Origin of the sequence: Panacibacter ginsenosidivorans, from assembly GCF_007971225.1 — a bacterium.
Lineage (GTDB): Bacteria > Bacteroidota > Bacteroidia > Chitinophagales > Chitinophagaceae > Panacibacter > Panacibacter ginsenosidivorans.
This window is the reverse complement of sequence record NZ_CP042435.1, coordinates 3,375,815-3,392,273: the sequence shown is the minus strand read 5'-3', so window position 1 is coordinate 3,392,273 and position 16,459 is coordinate 3,375,815. Positions and strand designations below refer to the sequence as shown.

General features: G+C 36.1%; 12 protein-coding genes and 1 tRNA gene. 11 read left to right on the top strand and 2 right to left on the bottom strand.

What is annotated here, in order from left to right; all coding sequences use genetic code 11:
* Positions 1-169 precede the first annotated feature (169 nt).
* A complete protein-coding gene (locus FRZ67_RS14255) occupies positions 170-1,060 on the bottom strand; it encodes a hypothetical protein (protein WP_147190384.1) in 891 nt (296 codons plus the stop codon).
* 303 nt (positions 1,061-1,363) lie between these two features.
* Here FRZ67_RS14255 and FRZ67_RS14250 point away from each other — a divergent pair, with 303 nt between their 5' ends.
* From FRZ67_RS14250 to FRZ67_RS14200, 11 genes are all read left to right on the top strand, one after another.
* The gene (locus FRZ67_RS14250; protein WP_147190381.1) at positions 1,364-2,131 is read left to right on the top strand and encodes a TatD family hydrolase; all 768 of its coding nucleotides are present in this window, start codon (positions 1,364-1,366) and stop codon (positions 2,129-2,131) included.
* A 34-nt stretch (positions 2,132-2,165) separates the two neighbouring features.
* Positions 2,166-2,252, top strand: a tRNA-Ser gene (locus tag FRZ67_RS14245).
* Positions 2,253-2,604: 352 nt separating this feature from the next.
* Complete coding sequence (locus tag FRZ67_RS14240; protein ID WP_147190379.1) at positions 2,605-5,910, top strand: tetratricopeptide repeat protein; 3,306 nt, start codon at positions 2,605-2,607, stop codon at positions 5,908-5,910.
* A 280-nt stretch (positions 5,911-6,190) separates the two neighbouring features.
* Positions 6,191-8,134, top strand: a complete 1,944-nt coding sequence (locus tag FRZ67_RS14235) for a DUF3857 domain-containing transglutaminase family protein (RefSeq protein WP_147190377.1) — start codon at positions 6,191-6,193, stop codon at positions 8,132-8,134.
* 15 nt (positions 8,135-8,149) lie between these two features.
* Positions 8,150-10,117 carry a DUF3857 domain-containing protein gene (locus tag FRZ67_RS14230; RefSeq protein ID WP_147190374.1) on the top strand — a complete coding sequence of 656 codons (1,968 nt, stop codon included), beginning with the start codon at positions 8,150-8,152 and terminating at the stop codon, positions 10,115-10,117.
* A gap of 252 nt (positions 10,118-10,369) precedes the next feature.
* Positions 10,370-10,516 (top strand): lmo0937 family membrane protein, encoded by a 147-nt coding sequence (locus FRZ67_RS14225; protein WP_147190372.1) that lies wholly within the window; start codon positions 10,370-10,372, stop codon positions 10,514-10,516.
* Between the two features lie 75 nt (positions 10,517-10,591).
* Complete coding sequence (locus tag FRZ67_RS14220; protein ID WP_158638374.1) at positions 10,592-11,077, top strand: hypothetical protein; 486 nt, start codon at positions 10,592-10,594, stop codon at positions 11,075-11,077.
* Positions 11,078-11,285: 208 nt separating this feature from the next.
* A complete protein-coding gene (locus FRZ67_RS14215) occupies positions 11,286-11,870 on the top strand; it encodes a DUF4142 domain-containing protein (RefSeq protein ID WP_158638373.1) in 585 nt (194 codons plus the stop codon).
* A gap of 214 nt (positions 11,871-12,084) precedes the next feature.
* The gene (locus FRZ67_RS14210; RefSeq protein ID WP_147190366.1) at positions 12,085-13,566 is read left to right on the top strand and encodes an alpha-amylase; all 1,482 of its coding nucleotides are present in this window, start codon (positions 12,085-12,087) and stop codon (positions 13,564-13,566) included.
* A 113-nt stretch (positions 13,567-13,679) separates the two neighbouring features.
* Positions 13,680-15,086, top strand: coding sequence for a CHASE3 domain-containing protein (locus FRZ67_RS14205; protein ID WP_147190364.1), 1,407 nt, complete (start codon positions 13,680-13,682; stop codon positions 15,084-15,086).
* A 107-nt stretch (positions 15,087-15,193) separates the two neighbouring features.
* Positions 15,194-15,541, top strand: a complete 348-nt coding sequence (locus tag FRZ67_RS14200) for a hypothetical protein (protein ID WP_147190362.1) — start codon at positions 15,194-15,196, stop codon at positions 15,539-15,541.
* 148 nt (positions 15,542-15,689) lie between these two features.
* Here FRZ67_RS14200 and FRZ67_RS14195 read toward each other — a convergent pair whose 3' ends face one another.
* Entirely contained in the window at positions 15,690-16,373 is a 684-nt protein-coding gene (locus FRZ67_RS14195; RefSeq protein ID WP_147190360.1) for a uracil-DNA glycosylase family protein, read from the bottom strand.
* Positions 16,374-16,459: the final 86 nt, after the last annotated feature.

Genomic DNA, 16,459 nt, shown 5'->3' with positions numbered 1-16,459 from the left:
CAACGGAAGCTAAATAAATGATTCCAAGGCTGGGTTCAAAAGTTTAGTAAAATAAAATGAAAACGTCTATAAAAAAAGAGAGCTAAGGTAGACACCTCAGCCCGTTTTTAATCCGTACCCTATGAAAACTTTACGAAGGTAAATCTTTCGATTTAATTACCCAAAGGTTTTACCAAATTATTTCAAAAATATTTCCGTTAATTGTTAGTGTGGCTTTCCTGTCGCACGTGCCATCGCCAAAATCAAGTGTACTTTTCACATTTACACTATTAATTTCTATCTGACCAGATACATTCCACGGGCAAAGGAACTTATGTATAAGAGGCTGAGTTATTGATGCAGTCCATTGAAAACTGCTTGCTCCAACATAGACTGTACCATTTGAACTACCTGTGATATTATATACATCATCCAAAGGGATATAAGGGGTACCGTTTCCTTCTGTTTGTGTCCAGGTACGTGTTCTGTTCCATACCACATAATTGCCGGAAGGGCTTGTAATTTTCCCATCCTGTATCACAGAATTAAAAATATGATTATCTGCTGTACTGTTATTAGTTAGTGTATGCGTGCCTTCAACATGTAATGTATCAAAATAAAAATCTTGTAACGTTGTAGTAGCTATACTACCTGCCACGAACATAGGGCCGGTATATACTGTAATAATTTTCCCTTTACGCATATGCCCATCCCGACCTTCGCAACCCGGGCCAAAATCAAGTGTAACTGTTTTTGGATATACGCCAATTGCTTCAGGACTGATCGTAACTGTAAAGCAATGTTGCCAGCCTGTTTCCCATGGCGCAACATTATTGGCATCTGCTACAAAAACGCCGATCCCTGTTCCCAAACCTATTTCGCTGTTAACACCCATCACATTGCTTGTAACATCGTTATAAACAGCATCAGCCTGGTTATCAGCAGAAGCGCTGGCGTTTAAGGCAACCTGGTCTGTGGTCTGCGGAGTTGAATTACCTGACTTTGAACAGGCTGTAAAAATTGAAACAAAAATAATAGAAGCAGCAACCATGCAGGCAGGAGCGATGGTCAGTTTTTGCATAAAAAATTTATTTTGGTAATAAATGATTGAAAGCCCTTTAACGGGTTAATGCGTTTAAACATTATAAATAAATACTTAAAATTTGTGAAGATTTATATATAAACCATTTAAGGTAAAATGTGTTTTTGTGCCAAGCTCAATTATTTCATAGCGTCATAGTTGCGTCGCAAGTACTTCATTTGCAGTAAAAAAGGCATCTGCGGTTTCCGGTGTCACACTTACACATAATAAATGAAAAATACACTAACAGCAGGTGGTTTAATAATAAAGAAGTTTGCAACTTTGTCGCCATTATAGAAACACATGAAATTTATTGATACACATTGCCATTTATATCTCGAAGATTTTAAAAGTGATATTAACGATATTATAGAAAAAGCAAAAAAAAATGGTGTTGAAAAGTTTTTTTTACCTGCCATAGATAGCAGTATAATTGAGGCAATGCTGACAATGGAAACAAAATTTCCAGGTGCATGCTTTGCAATGATGGGCCTACATCCCTGCTCAGTAAAAGCAAACTATAAAGAAGAATTAAAAATAGCAGAAGACTGGCTCATAAAAAGAAAATTTGCAGCTATTGGGGAAATAGGTCTTGACTTTTACTGGGATAAGACTTTTACCCCGGAACAATACGCTGCTTTTGAAATACAAATGCAATGGGCGCTTGAAAAAAGTATGCCCATTGTTATCCATACCCGTAATGCCATGCAGGAAACTATTGATACTGTAAAGCCCTTTGCAGAAAAGGGTCTTAGGGGAATCTTTCATTGTTTTAGCGGCACCTATGAAAATGTAAAAGCCATTATAGATATGGGTTTCCTGGTTGGTATTGGTGGAGTACTTACTTACAAAAATGCCGGGCTGCAACAGGTAATAGAGAAGATAGGCCTTGCGCACATAGTATTAGAAACAGATGCTCCTTATTTAACGCCGGTACCTTATCGTGGGAAAAGAAACGAAAGCAGTTATATTGTATTTATTGCAGAGAAGCTGGCCGAAATTAAAAAAGTTACCATTGAAGAAGTTGCTGCTATTACTACTGCAAATGCTGAAAAAATATTCGGCTGCTGAAAAGAGAACGATTATTTTTGCAACCCCTAAAAACGGAGAGTTGTCCGAGTGGTTGAAGGAGCACGCCTGGAAAGTGTGTATACGGGAAACTGTATCAAGAGTTCGAATCTCTTACTCTCCGCACAAAAATGGTTATGAATTTCTTCGTAACCATTTCTTTTTGAACAGCGTGTTGCCTTGGCTATATAACAACAGTCTAACTAAGTTCTATCTGCAAATCATTTCAAAAAATTCCAGATGCTATTTTTACAACAGTTAAAGTGATTGCGACGCAAGGGACGATGCTACATAATCCGTTGCTGGTATTATTAAGAATATCAACTCAAAGTACGGTTCAAATTTTTACACAGCTTTACAGAGTATTTTTTTACTGACTTATTTTTTAATTAAAAATTCAGCCCCTCATAACCAATGCTCTTTAGCTTGCGTTCTAGTCAAAATTACTTCATTTCTAATATTTATTTAAACGACCCATGTGTACATTAAGACCCTTACTTACTGGTTTAATTGTTCTTTTCTTTACTTTAACTGTTAGGGCACAGGATAAAGAAGAACCCGTAAACAGCGGAGCTATCCTTGAAAAATGCAGCAAGTTATATGAAGATGGTGCTTATACTAAGGCCATTGAATTATATAAAACAGTTTCCCGCAATGATACCAATTACAGCACCATACTACATGAGCTAGCCTATGCCAGCTACATGGACAGCGACTATGAAAAAAGCATCAGCTATGCAAAACAAGGTCTTGCTGAATTTCCTGAAAAATCAGGGGATTGGTACAATCTTATAGGCAATACTCTTGATATTACAGGAAAAAGAAAAGAAGCGGTGGTTTATTACGACAGTTTGCTTTTAATAAATCCAAATAGCTATTTAGGGTGGTACAATAAAGGCATTGCATACTCAAATATGGAGAACTATGCAGATGCAAAAAAATGTCTTCAGAAAGCATTACTCATTTACCCCTTTCATACATCATCTCATTATTTTCTTGGCGTAATAGCTGCAAAAGAAGGAAATATTGTTCCTGCAATGTTGAGCTTTTCAACCTGCCTTTTAATGAACCCTGAAAGTAAATATTCAGGTAGCTGTGTTACCTTCTTAAATAATATTGCTAAGGTAACCGATGATATAGCTGAAAAGATCGGCACAACCAAAATCTCTACAGACGACGACTTTGAACTGCAGCAGGAAATTATTTTAAGTAAAGCGGCTTTAGACAAAAAATATAAACTTCAAACAGATCTTGAAGATCCCATTACCAGGCAGCTACAGGTAATGCTGGAAAAACTGGAATATAATGCTGCAGACAATGGTTTCTCTATGCAGTATTATGTCCCTTTTTATACAGATCTATATAAGAACGGTCAATTCAACATTTTCCTTAATTATATATTTAGTGGTCTTGATATAAAATCTGTAAAAAGTTTCAACCAGAAAAATGATAAAAAAATATATGCATTTGTAAAAAGTGCTACAGACTATTTTAGTGCGATAAGAAGAACAGAAAAGCTGCAATACACAGCCAGAATGGCAAACACGCAACAATATTATTTTAGTGACGGAAGCCTGCTGGGCATTGGCAACTGGCATAACAATGGCAAAGAAGATATATTCACAGGCCCGTGGGTTTTTTATTATGAAAATGGCCTCGTAAAATCAAAAGGCAATTTTGATGATAATGGAGAAAAAACCGGAGACTGGGAATTTTATTTTGATAATGGAAAGCTGAAACAGAAATGTTCATTTATAAATGGCATGCTGGAAGGCAAGGTTACTACATGGTTCAGCAACGGAAATATCTCTGATGAAAATATATATGTGCATGACAAACTAAATGGTGAAAACAAAACATATTTCTACAACGGGCTATTACAAACTATTAATCACTACATAGACGACAAAAGAGAAGGAGAAGAAAAAGGCTATACTTACGATGGCTTTTTGAACTATACAGCTACTTACAAGAATGATGAACTGGAAGGAACAGTAAATGTTTATCATAACAATGGCAAAACTTCGCTGATAAAAAATTATTCAAATGGAAAATTAAACGGCGCCTATAAAACCTTCAGTTCAAATGGTGTCTTAACAATGGAAGGTACATATGACCAGGATAAACTTAGCGGGCAATGGAAAGAATATTATGATTCAAAGGCCTTAAAAAGTGAGTATAGTTACAACAATGGTTCTATAAATGGTTTATATAAATCCTATCACGAAAATGGAAAGCTTTCTGAAACATTACAGTATGCAAATGGCAAAGCAGATGGCAAAGAAGAAGGCTTTGACGAAGACGGTATTAAATACAGCGAAAGCATCTACGAAAATGGAAAACTAAGAGAGCTTACATTCTTTGATAAAAAAGGGCAAACAGTAAATTCATTTACTACGCGGAAAGGGGCAGGTAATCTTGCTTTCTATGATGCGTTTGGAACAAAAGATAATGAGGCATCTTTTAATAAAGAAGGTTACCGCGATGGAAAAAGCACCTACTACTTCCCTTCGGGCAAAATAAGCACAGAAGCTAATTACAAAGAGGGTTCTTTGGACGGTGAACGCACCATTTATTTCGCAAACGGCCAGATCTCAGAAAAAATGAATTTTACAGATAATGAAGAGAATGGCATGTTAAGAAGTTTTCATATCAATGGCAATCTAAAGTTTACAGGTTATTTCAAAAGTGGACGCAGGGAGGGAGAGCATATCTCTTATAACCAGTTTGGCACTCCTGTAGTTTCTTATTACTATTTAAATAACGATCAGGATGGATATACAACATACTACTCTGCTAATGGCAAAAAAGATTACGAGGAGCAATACTACAGAGGATGGCTCAAAAAAGCAGTGCAATATGATACACTTGGCAATGTACTAGCTGTGTCAGATTTCCCGGGTGGCACTGGAGAACTTATATACAAACATTACAATGGTAAAGTTTACATAAAAGCATCCTACAAAAATTATATGACGCAAGGTAAATACGAAGCCTTCTACTTTGATGGCGCTCCCCGCATGACTTTGTTCTATAAAAATGGCTATAAAGATAGCATTGCAAAAACATATTATTATAATGGTAAACTACAGAATGAGGGCCGCTATACACTTGGCGAGAAAACAGGAGAATGGAAATATTATTATGAGAATGGAACAATTAATTACACAGAAAATTATGTAGACGGAAAAGAACAGGGTGAGGAAATCTTATATAAAGAAGATGGAACAAAAGACAGGATACTTACTTACAATAAAGGCCAGCTTGATGGTACTTATATAGTTTATGGGGATAATAATGAAATTGCAATACAACTAACCTATCATAATGACGTTCTTATAAATTATACTTATTATGGTAAAGATGGGAAATTAGTAACCCCCATTCCTGTAAAAAATGGAACCGCTATGGTTACTGCCTATTACAAAAATGGCAATAAAAGCGCAGAAGTAAATTACGAGAACAGCGACGTAAACGGCGTTCGCAAATTCTATTATACAAGTGGTGCGCCCTATATTGATGGTGCAAGATTATACGGCTACGATAATGGAATAAGAAAAACGTATTATACAAACAACAGGCTTGCAAAAGAAGAAAATTATTATTATGATAATCTACACGGCACTGTAAAAAGTTATTACCCTAATGGAAATATAAAAGCAGAGGAAAACTGGTATAATGGTGAACTAAATGGTGCTTCAAAATATTACGACGAAACAGGCAAACTGAAAGAAACACGCACTTATTATTATGATCTTCTGTTGAGCGTTTCAAAAAATTAAAGTTCTTTCTAAATAATAATAATATTTATAAACCATGCTGCATAACTGATATAAAGCTTTGGTTGCGTCGCACATTTGTACGCTTTGTTCGCTGCGCTGCATATGGCAACTTGTTTATATTTGCTGCGCATCAGCGGTTGAATAAAGTTATAGGGGTACAAGAGTGCGACGCAACCGGGTTTAATAGTAGTAATACTGCCCGGTTCAAAAGAAACTCCACTTTGCATAAATGGCTAGTTTATAAAACGATATTTAAACACGAACATTAAAGAAAATTATATTGAAAAAGATACATAGACCATACATCTACTTTTTTTTATCGGCAGCTGTAATACTGTTCTCACGCAAAGCGAATGCACAGTCGTTTGAAGAGCTTGCTGCAAAGTATCCAAACGATTATGCCGTTATACAAAACATCAGCAAGTCGCTTACAATATTTATGAAAGACGGCCAGCCGTATGCAGAAAGTAAAAATGAGCAGGACATACTTGTACTGGATGATAAAGCTAACGGAGCTTACAACAGGCAATACATTTATAATAATTCATACAACAGTCTTCTTGATTTTGAAGCATACACAAAAGTGCCCGATGGCAAAAAATATAATAAGATAAAAGTTACCGATGTAAAAACAGAGAGCGCAAGAAGCAGGAGTATTTTTTATGATGATACAAAACAAACAGGTTTTGATTTTCCATCGCTTGTTAAAGGTGCAATAGCACATATGGAATATTCAGAAGCTTACAAAGACGTGCATATGCTTATTCCGTTTTATTGTGAATCTTATATACCTGTGGTAAATGCCGTTTATACAGTTACACTTCCCACCGATATGCAATTAAAATACACCGTGCTGAATGATGCGGCAAAAAAAATAAACGTAACAGAATCAAACAGAGGTCGCCAGCATACCTATACTTTTACCGCCAGCGATATAAAACCTACGGATAGATTTTCCAATGCTCCCGCAGCCTCTTATTATGAACCGCATATAATTATACAGCTCGTTTCTTACAAAAATGATAAAGGAGAAACAGTAAATTTCCTTGGCAACGTTAATGACCTGTATAAATGGGATTATGGATTTATAAGCCGCGTAAATAATGAATCAAAGGAATTGAAACTGCTGGCAGACAGCCTAACCGCCGGTGTTACAAATGATCTTGTAAAAGCAAGAAAGATCTATGAATGGGTACAATCAAATATAAAATATGTAGCTTTTGAAGATGGTCTTGAAGGTTTTGTGCCGAGGCCTGCTGCCGCTATTTGCACACGCCGCTATGGTGATTGTAAAGATATGGCCAGCATATTAACCGCATTGTTGCAGGCTGCAGGTTTAAAGGCTTATTTTACCTGGATCGGAACCAGGGATATACCTTACGATTATAATGATGTGCCATTACCAATTACAGATAATCACATGATAGCTGCATTGAATACCGGCAATGATTGGATATTTCTTGACGGCACTGATCCTAATTGCATATTTGGTTTGCCCAGTGCTTTTATTCAGGGCAAGCAGGCAATGATAGCTATCTCTGCAGATGAGTATAAAATAATAAGAGTGCCGGAAGTTGATGTAAACAAAAGCACACTGGTAGACAGTACATATATTACTTTAAGCGATAATGGCATCAAAGGATTTTCAAGTGTGTATTATGACGGTTATTTTGGATCTGACATTTATACAAAGCTTATGTACAGCGATCCAAAAGAAACAAAGGATTATGTAAAGTATCGTATGGGCAAAGCAAGCAACAAATTTATTCTGGGTAATTTCAACATCAGCAAACTTGATAACATTGCTAAGTCAGTTAATATACAGGCAGATTTTGAAGTGCCTGATTACAGTAAAAAGATCTCTGATGAATTATACATAAATCTTAATCTTGAAAAGCTCTTTACTGATTACAGCATTATTGATACAGCAAGAAGAAAAATACCAATGGAGAATGATTATAAATATTCTATTAAACAATATACCGTGCTGGAAATACCTGAAAAGTATAACGTAACATATATACCAAAGGATTTTACTGTAGATAATCCATCATTCAGTTTTGCTATAAAATATACAAAACAGGGAAATAAAATAATAGCTATGCAGGAGTTTCGCAACAACTACCTGCTGATGCAGCCGAAAGATTTTCCTGATTGGAATAATGCAATCAAAAAGATCAATAACCAATATAAAGAACAGGTTGTGCTGGAAGCACGCAAATAACTACAAGCCCTTATCATGAAGAAATTAATATTATTAGGTTTATTAAGCAATGCGGTGATCTGCTTGCATGCACAGGGTTTCAATTATGATCTTAAACAGTCCTGGGCAGAGAAACCGGTATTGCATAGTGTAAATAAAATATTTGATTCAGCAAGTGCGGTGGCAATACTGGATGAACGCACCATTGAATATGTAAAGGTCAAAGAAAGCCTTGTTATATATGAAACAGATCATGCTATTATTAAAATAATAGATGACAAAGGAATAGAGATGTATAATAAAATATACATCCCGCTTTACTCACCTTCAGGAGTAAAAGACATTAAAGCAAGGGCTGTTTTAAAGAATGGTAAAGTAATTGATCTTCCTGCAGGCAACATAAAAGAAATAGAGGAAGACGGCAGAAAATATAATTTGTTTGCAATGGACGGCCTTGAAAAAGGCTGCGAAGTTGAATATACATGGTTAGAAGAAAAGCCCCTTTCATTATTCGGCTCAGAAATATTTCAGCGTAGCAACATACCGGTACAGGAGGCAAGATTTTTACTGATTACCCCAGACTATTTAAAGTTTGATGCAAAAGGTTATAACGGTTTTGCAGTAAGTAAAGATTCAGTAATTGGTGAGCAGCGTGTTATTGCAGGTATAGGTACCAACATGAAAGAAATGGAGGAAGAAAAATATTCCTTTACAGATCCCTATTTGCAACGTGTAGATTATAAACTAAGCTATAATATCTCAAAGAGTGCGAATGTGAGGCTATATACCTGGAAAGATCTGGCAAAGCAGGTTTATCCATATTACACAGAACGCACTTCCAAAGAAGAAAAAGTACTGGATGGATTTGTAAAAAAGATTCCTGTTACAAACAGCAGCGATGTTGCATCAACGGTGCTTGCAGTAGAAGATTATCTTAAAACAAACATTAACATCAATGAAGAGTTGATTGCAGATGAAGCAACGAATATTGAAGCCATCATAAAAAGCAAAGCCACCAACCATAATGGTATCGTTAGGTTATTTGCAGGCATTTTTGACAAACTGAATATTAATTACCAACTGGTATACCCTGGCACCAGAACAGGCTTTACCATAGATGAAGAATTGGAAGATTGGGACAGGGCCGATGATATGTTGTTATATTTTCCTTCAACCAAAAAATTTATTTCCCCAACGAGTGTAGAACTACGTTATCCTTACATCCCTTTTGAATATACTTATACAAAAGGATTATTTTTAAAAGGCACTGTGCTTGGTGAATTTAAAACAGCCATTGGTGTATTTGGAAATATTACTGCAGAAGATTTTAGCCAGCATGCCATCAACATGGAAGCAACCATAAAATTTAGCGAAGATCTTGATACCTTATTACTAAACAGCAGACAAATATTAAAAGGTTATGGCGCCACATCATACCGCCCTATTTATACTTTCCTTCCCAAAGACAAGCAAGATCAGGCAAATAAAGAAATTATAAAAGCAGTTGCAGGCAGTGAAAATATTTCCAACATAAAAATTGAAAATGCAGCGCTTACAGATTATTTTGATAATAAACCGCTGATCATAGGTGCAGATATAAAAAGTACAACTTTGCTTGAAAGGGCCGGCAATAAGATTCTTTTTAAATTAGGAGAAGTAATAGGTCAGCAGGCCCAAATGTACCAGGAAAAGCCACGTCAGTTACCCGCAGAGCTTCCTTTCCCGCATGTGCTTGAAAGAAAGATCATCATCCAGTTGCCCGATGGCTACACCGTCAAAAATCTTAACGACATTAACATGAATATTGTACACAAAGACAACGACGAAATAACAATGGGCTTTGTAAGCAGCTATACACAAACCAATAACACCATCACTGTCCAGATAAAAGAAACTTATAGTAAGGTATTTTATCCGCTTGATCAGTTTGAAGATTTTAAACGTGTTATCAACGCTTCTGCAGACTTTAATAAAATTACACTCGTGTTACAAAAAGCTAATTAAGCAAAAATTTTATTCTTTCAGAATTATAAAAAGGGTTGCACATCTTTTGCGCAACCCTTTTTTGCTTGCGCCTGTTAATGAAAAATAATACATCCCTGTAAAATCTACATGTTCCGCATTTGTGTAATTTTTTTCTCAAAATATATTCCGCTCTCTACAACCTTCAATAAAAACAGGTTAAGTAGCTTAACTTTTATACATGGCATAAAATTTTCAAAGCATTTATAATTACTCATTTAAAAATAAAACACTATGAGAAGTTTGTTGTACATCATCGCCGTAATACTTGTGATAGGCTGGCTTTTAGGGTTTTTTGTTTACAGCTCCACAGGTCTCATTCATATATTATTAGTGCTTGCTGTAATTTCTTTATTGCTGGCTGTCATTCAAAAAGCCTGATACATAATGTTTTACATATATACCTCACTATTTGAGGTATATTTTTTGTATCTTAACAGGAAAGAAATGCCTGCCATGATTTACACACAACCTACATCCTCCGAAAGGATGAATATGCGCTACACCATTGCACGATTAGAACCACTGAAGTTATTATTATCTGCAGTACGCTTAAAGATGGAACAGATAGCATTACAAACGGAAGATAAAAGCCTGCGCGGTAACATTTTGAATTTTGTTATTGAAACAGGTCCTTGCGAAGAGCAGGTAAAAAGTTATATGGATTCTTTAATGCAATTGTTTCCTGTAAATGACCTTTCACCTGTAGCAAAAAATGAGAATGATACAGTTCAGATCAGTTGCCCTTTTGAGTGCGCAAGATTCTATGAAAAAAAGATCCTGAAAGTTTTCAGGAACATTATCAATGATTATAAAGTTATACAAGAAGTAAGAGAGCTGATGCGCACCCAGCTAAATGAAATACTCTACGCATTTCTCAAAATAAAAATGATCAGCAGTTTTTCTACTAAAGAATTGAGAGCAGAAACAAATCTTTTTTAATTTATTAGCCGTAAGCCGATACTGCTATTGAGCATCCGTTGCGTCGCACTCTTATGCGTCCAGATCTTTATTGTACATATAGCAGTATAAGCAAAATTTTGCAACGCATTTTTAGAAACACAACAACCATCTTACAGAAATTAAACATGTAAATAATAAAACATGCCCCTGTTGAAGCATGTCATTTTTAAATTTTAAACAGTTAACCATGAATTACAAAAAAACAGCAAAATCAGTTGCCGCATTATTAGCAGCAGGACTCCTGATATCGGCCTGTAACAATGCAACAGAAAACAACAAAACAGAAAATCCCGCAAAAGCCGCAGAAGAGCAAAACGACAAGAAGTTCAGTAAAGCAGATGAAAAAGATGCACAGCTTATAGTAGATGCATGGCTTGGTAGTTCTTTTGAAATGCGCATGGCAGACTCCGCAAAAAAGTATGTGAATACAGATGAGGGTAAAAGATTAGCCGGAATGCTTGCTGATGCGCATGCTAATATTAATAGCCGCATACAACAACTGGCCGCCGATAAACAAATAACGCTGCCAGCAGATATCACAGACGATCAGAAAAAAAAGATAGAAGACATAAAAAATAAAAAAGCAAAAGATTTTGATGAGGAGTTTGCTAAAGCAATGGTAGAAAAGCATGAGGACGCCATTAAGATGTATGAGAAATGCGCAAATGATGCTACAGATTCAGATATAAAAGCATTCTTCACTTCAACGCTTCCTGAACTGCGCAGCCATCTTGACATGGCAACAAAAAGCAAAGACATACTGGATAAATAAAGTGTGGAAATAAATAGACATTTGTTTAAGCCGGTTATCATAAACCGGCTTATTTTGTAAAAGCATATATCAACAAAACATATAAAATTTCGATGGCATTTGTTTTGTACAATAGCGGGCAGAATGCCGCAGTGTGCGACGCAAGAAATGCTTAATATTAATTACTACGGCTGGGGCCATAATTTTTTTAAACTAAGTTCATAAATACGCCAATATGGAGAACGCAACTTTACTACAATTCTTTCACTGGTATTATCCGCAAGACGGAAGCTTGTGGAACAAATTAAAAACTGACGCAAAGCAACTGGCAGAAAAAGGTATCACAGCAGTGTGGTTGCCACCTGCGTCAAAAGCTTCGGCAGGTGGTTATTCTGTTGGCTATGATGTTTACGATCTTTATGATCTTGGCGAATTTGATCAGAAAGGTACAGTGCGCACAAAATACGGAACAAAAGAAGATCTGATAAATGCGGTAAATACCGCCCATGATGCGGGTTTAAAAGTATACGCTGATATTGTAGTGAATCATTTAGGGGGTGCAGATGAAACTGAGAAAATATTTGTAAAAAGGGTTAATCCTGATAACCGGAAGGAGTTTACGAGTGACGCATTTGAAATAGAAGCGTATACAAAATTTACTTACCCGCAGCGCCACGGAAAGTATTCAGATTTTGTTTGGGATCACCGTTGTTTCACCGGAACAGATTATGCAAGTAACCTGCAGGAAAAAGGCATTTTTTCTATCCTGAATGAATACGGAGAAGGTTGGGAAGAGGTAGTTGATGAAGAAAAAGGAAATTTCGATTACCTGATGTATACGGATATTGAATTCAGAAATAAGGCAGTGCGGGAAGAATTAAAGCGTTGGGGAAAATGGTATTATGATACTGTTCATTTTGATGGTGTAAGACTCGATGCCGTAAAACATATCGCCCCGCAATTTTATAATGAATGGCTCGATTATATGCGTACCGAAGTAAAACCGGATCTTTTTGCGGTAGGTGAATATTGGGCGCCAGGCTATCTTGATTTACTGCAAAAATATATTACTGCAACAGAAGGCAGGATGAGCTTATTCGATGCATCACTCCATCATAATTTGCACCGCGCATCAAAAGCAGGAAAAGATTTTGATCTTACTACTATTTTCAACGATACACTCGTCGCAGCTAATCCGTTACTTGCAGTAACGATTGTGGAAAATCACGATACACAACCATTGCAGGCGCTGGAAGCTCCGGTAGAACTCTGGTTCAAGCCAATTGCTTATGCGTTGATATTGCTTAGACAGGATGGATATCCCTGTGTATTTTTTACGGATCTCTATGGCGCATCGTATATTGATAAAGGAAATGACGGGAACGATTATGAAATATTTTTACCAAAATGTGAAGAACTTGATACACTGCTATATGCAAGAAGGCAATTTGCTTATGGCACGCAACGCGATTACTTTGATCATGGCAATTGCATTGGCTGGACAAGAGAAGGTGATGATGAACACAATGGTTGTGCAGTGGTACTATCGAACGGTGAGGAAGGTTTTAAAAATATGGAAATAGGTAAACGTTATGCAGGCAAAACATTTATTGACCTATTACAAAAACATCAGGCAAAAGTTGCAATAAACGAGGATGGATGGGGGGAATTTTATGCACCCGCGGGTTCAGTAAGTGTGTGGATAGAGAAGCAATAGTATTATTTTAATTTTAAGAATAACAGGGAAAGTAAATTCCATTATCTTTAAAAGGTATTGCTAACCACTGTTGCACATGTTAAAAATGTGTTGTATTCATAACCAATTTCTTCATGAAACTACAGATTGAAAATCGCGTAAAGGCAGGTTATATCGCAGTCTTCCTGCTGCTAACACTGTCATACATTTCTTTTTTTATCTCTACCAGTAAGCTGAAAGAACAGACAACCCTGGTTCAGCATACCAACATTATCATCAACAGGTTACAATCCCTATTATCTCATCTTACAGATGCGGAAACGGGTTCACGCGGATACATGATCATAAAAGACACGCAGTTTCTTTCGGAATATAATGAAAGTTTTTCCCTGTTAAAACCTGATTTTCTTGCATTAAGGGAATTATGGAAAGACAATGAAATGCAGGAAACAAGGCTTGAAACACTTAAGACAAGGATAAATGAAAAATACAGGATAATGAAGGAAATGATTATATCCTTCGATAATCATGACATGCAGACAACTGATTCACTTAAATCAATGTCATACCACGGTAAGGAAGTTATGGACACTATAAGAGATATGGTAAATACAATGGAGAATACGGAAAAAAATTTCCTGGCGGAACGCACAAATAAGATGAACAGCGTTTTAAAAACGCTTAATGTATTTATTATTACTTCTATTATAATTGCTGTAGTGCTTGCGCTCTATTCCTGGGTGGTTTATAATAAAGAAAACAGGGCTAAAAAAATCGCAGCCTCGCATGCAACGAGATACCGCATTGAGCTTGAAAAAAGAGTTGATGAACTGAATGAAGCCAACCGCGAATTAAAGGAATTGAGAAGTATTGAAAAATTCGCGGCCAGTGGCCGTATAGCCAGGCAAATGGCACATGAAATAAGAAACCCCTTAACCAATATAGGTCTTGCTTCAGAACAATTACGCAGCGATCTTAATGGCAATGAAGATTATGTTATCTTTTTTGATATGATAGACCGCAATGCAAAACGTATTAACCAATTAGTGTCAGACCTGCTTAATTCTACAAAATTTGCACAATTACAGGTAGAAGATATTTCTATTAATGATTTGATTGACGAAGTGCTGATAGATGCCAACGATCGCCTGGAATTAAAGTCCATCAAACTCGTAAAAGGCTATGAAGATGGAATGTGCATGGTTTCTGTAGATAAAGAAAGGATGAAGATAGCCCTGTTAAATATCATAGTAAATGCCATAGAAGCAATGGAAGCAGAAAAGGGCATTTTAAAAATAGGTACTGCCAATGTAAATAATAAATGTTGCATTACCATAATCGATAACGGCTCTGGCATAAACAAAGAATCTATTGCTAAAATATTTGAACCCTACTTTACAGGGAAACCCAAAGGAACCGGCTTAGGACTTACATCCACGCAAAACATAATATTAAACCATAAAGGAACTATTGATGTAGAAAGTGAGGAGGGAAAAGGTTCTACATTTACCATCAACTTAAACTTCGCTGAGAACTGCTAAGTATAAAAATTTCTGGCAGCATTTTTTCTTATCATACTGGTTACAGGTATTGCAAATAATTATGCAACACATATATAACAGTAATTATTTACCAGAAATTTAAACTTATGAACACAACAAATGAAATGACAACCCTCAGCAGCATACTGGAAATGCTCCGTTTAAAAAAAATGGATCAGGAATTCAGGTGGACCAGCGAAGGTTTTACAGCAAATAAAGGAAAATTTTACCAGCCGGAAGAACTAACCATTATCAAAACCTATCGCTTCGAAGGGGATTCTGATCCTGGCGAATCATCTATTCTTTATTTAATAGAAGCAAACGACGGACTTATCGGTTACAGCCTTGATGCATATGGCATGTACAGTAATCATGAAGATGAAGAAGGATACGACAATTTTATTCGTCAGTTGAAAGTGGAGAACAGGGATGATCAGTTGATATTTGAATTGTAAAGATTTTTGAAACTTACCCGTTTTGCATAATTATGCAAAACGGGTTTTTTATTTTATGTATCCGGCTGCAATACTTTATTCAACTTTATTGCGTCGCACTCTTGTACGTTTATCTCGTTATTCAGCACACTGAATATTATAGTTACTTTCAAGCCTGCGTTACCCGTGCAAACGCATGAATGTATTGCTGAATATAAAGGTCTTTTGTTTTCAGCTTGTACTGCATCACAAATCTTGGATGTGAAAGTGCTTTTATCTCATCAAACCATGCATGTTTTTCATTCAGTTTTTTGAGGTATTTAAAATTTTCTCCTTCACCAATGCAGAAACAAATGTTTCTTTTAATACCAAAAACAATTTGCTTCTCCATGCAATCAATTACAAATGGTTCTATACGTTGTTGTAATACCTTATCATCATAATAATTCAGGTTCTTTCCTGCTCTTACAAAACCCAACGGACTAACTGCTGAAATATAAAACTTACTGTAGAATTTTTGTGTGCCTCCATACGCATTGATCATATCATAAATAAAAACAGAAGAAAGCTCCTGTTTCTTTTGAAAGTTATTTTCAATACCGCAATCATTTTGTAAACGTACAGGGTCTGTAAACGGAATACCGGTTACGCCACCACCGAAACGGCCGGGGTTAATGCCAATAAGCAAGTATCTTTCATTATGATCTGTATAAAATTTTTCATAAAAAATTTTACAGGCTGCATGTACTTCAGGCAGTTTGTGCGCATCTAATACTTCTATTTTATTGGGCAGTTTAAATGGTAGTTCTAAATCAAATAGAAAATCAAGTATGTTCTCTGCAAATGTTTTCATGCTTCAAAAGTAATTACAGCAAAGAAGGCTTTACAACTTATTTTCATTTTTGTACGGTTCGTTCAAATGAAAATACGTTTCATACA

Excerpts from the sequence above, each read along its gene's own strand:
- FRZ67_RS14255 (WP_147190384.1), bottom strand. The coding sequence starts at position 1,060 with ATGCAAAAACTGACCATCGCTCCTGCCTGCATGGTTGCTGCTTCTATT.
- FRZ67_RS14250 (WP_147190381.1), top strand. The coding sequence starts at position 1,364 with ATGAAATTTATTGATACACATTGCCATTTATATCTCGAAGATTTTAAA.
- FRZ67_RS14240 (WP_147190379.1), top strand. The coding sequence starts at position 2,605 with ATGTGTACATTAAGACCCTTACTTACTGGTTTAATTGTTCTTTTCTTT.
- FRZ67_RS14230 (WP_147190374.1), top strand. The coding sequence starts at position 8,150 with ATGAAGAAATTAATATTATTAGGTTTATTAAGCAATGCGGTGATCTGC.
- FRZ67_RS14225 (WP_147190372.1), top strand. The coding sequence starts at position 10,370 with ATGAGAAGTTTGTTGTACATCATCGCCGTAATACTTGTGATAGGCTGG.
- FRZ67_RS14220 (WP_158638374.1), top strand. The coding sequence starts at position 10,592 with ATGATTTACACACAACCTACATCCTCCGAAAGGATGAATATGCGCTAC.
- FRZ67_RS14215 (WP_158638373.1), top strand. The coding sequence starts at position 11,286 with ATGAATTACAAAAAAACAGCAAAATCAGTTGCCGCATTATTAGCAGCA.
- FRZ67_RS14210 (WP_147190366.1), top strand. The coding sequence starts at position 12,085 with ATGGAGAACGCAACTTTACTACAATTCTTTCACTGGTATTATCCGCAA.
- FRZ67_RS14205 (WP_147190364.1), top strand. The coding sequence starts at position 13,680 with ATGAAACTACAGATTGAAAATCGCGTAAAGGCAGGTTATATCGCAGTC.
- FRZ67_RS14200 (WP_147190362.1), top strand. The coding sequence starts at position 15,194 with ATGAACACAACAAATGAAATGACAACCCTCAGCAGCATACTGGAAATG.
- FRZ67_RS14195 (WP_147190360.1), bottom strand. The coding sequence starts at position 16,373 with ATGAAAACATTTGCAGAGAACATACTTGATTTTCTATTTGATTTAGAA.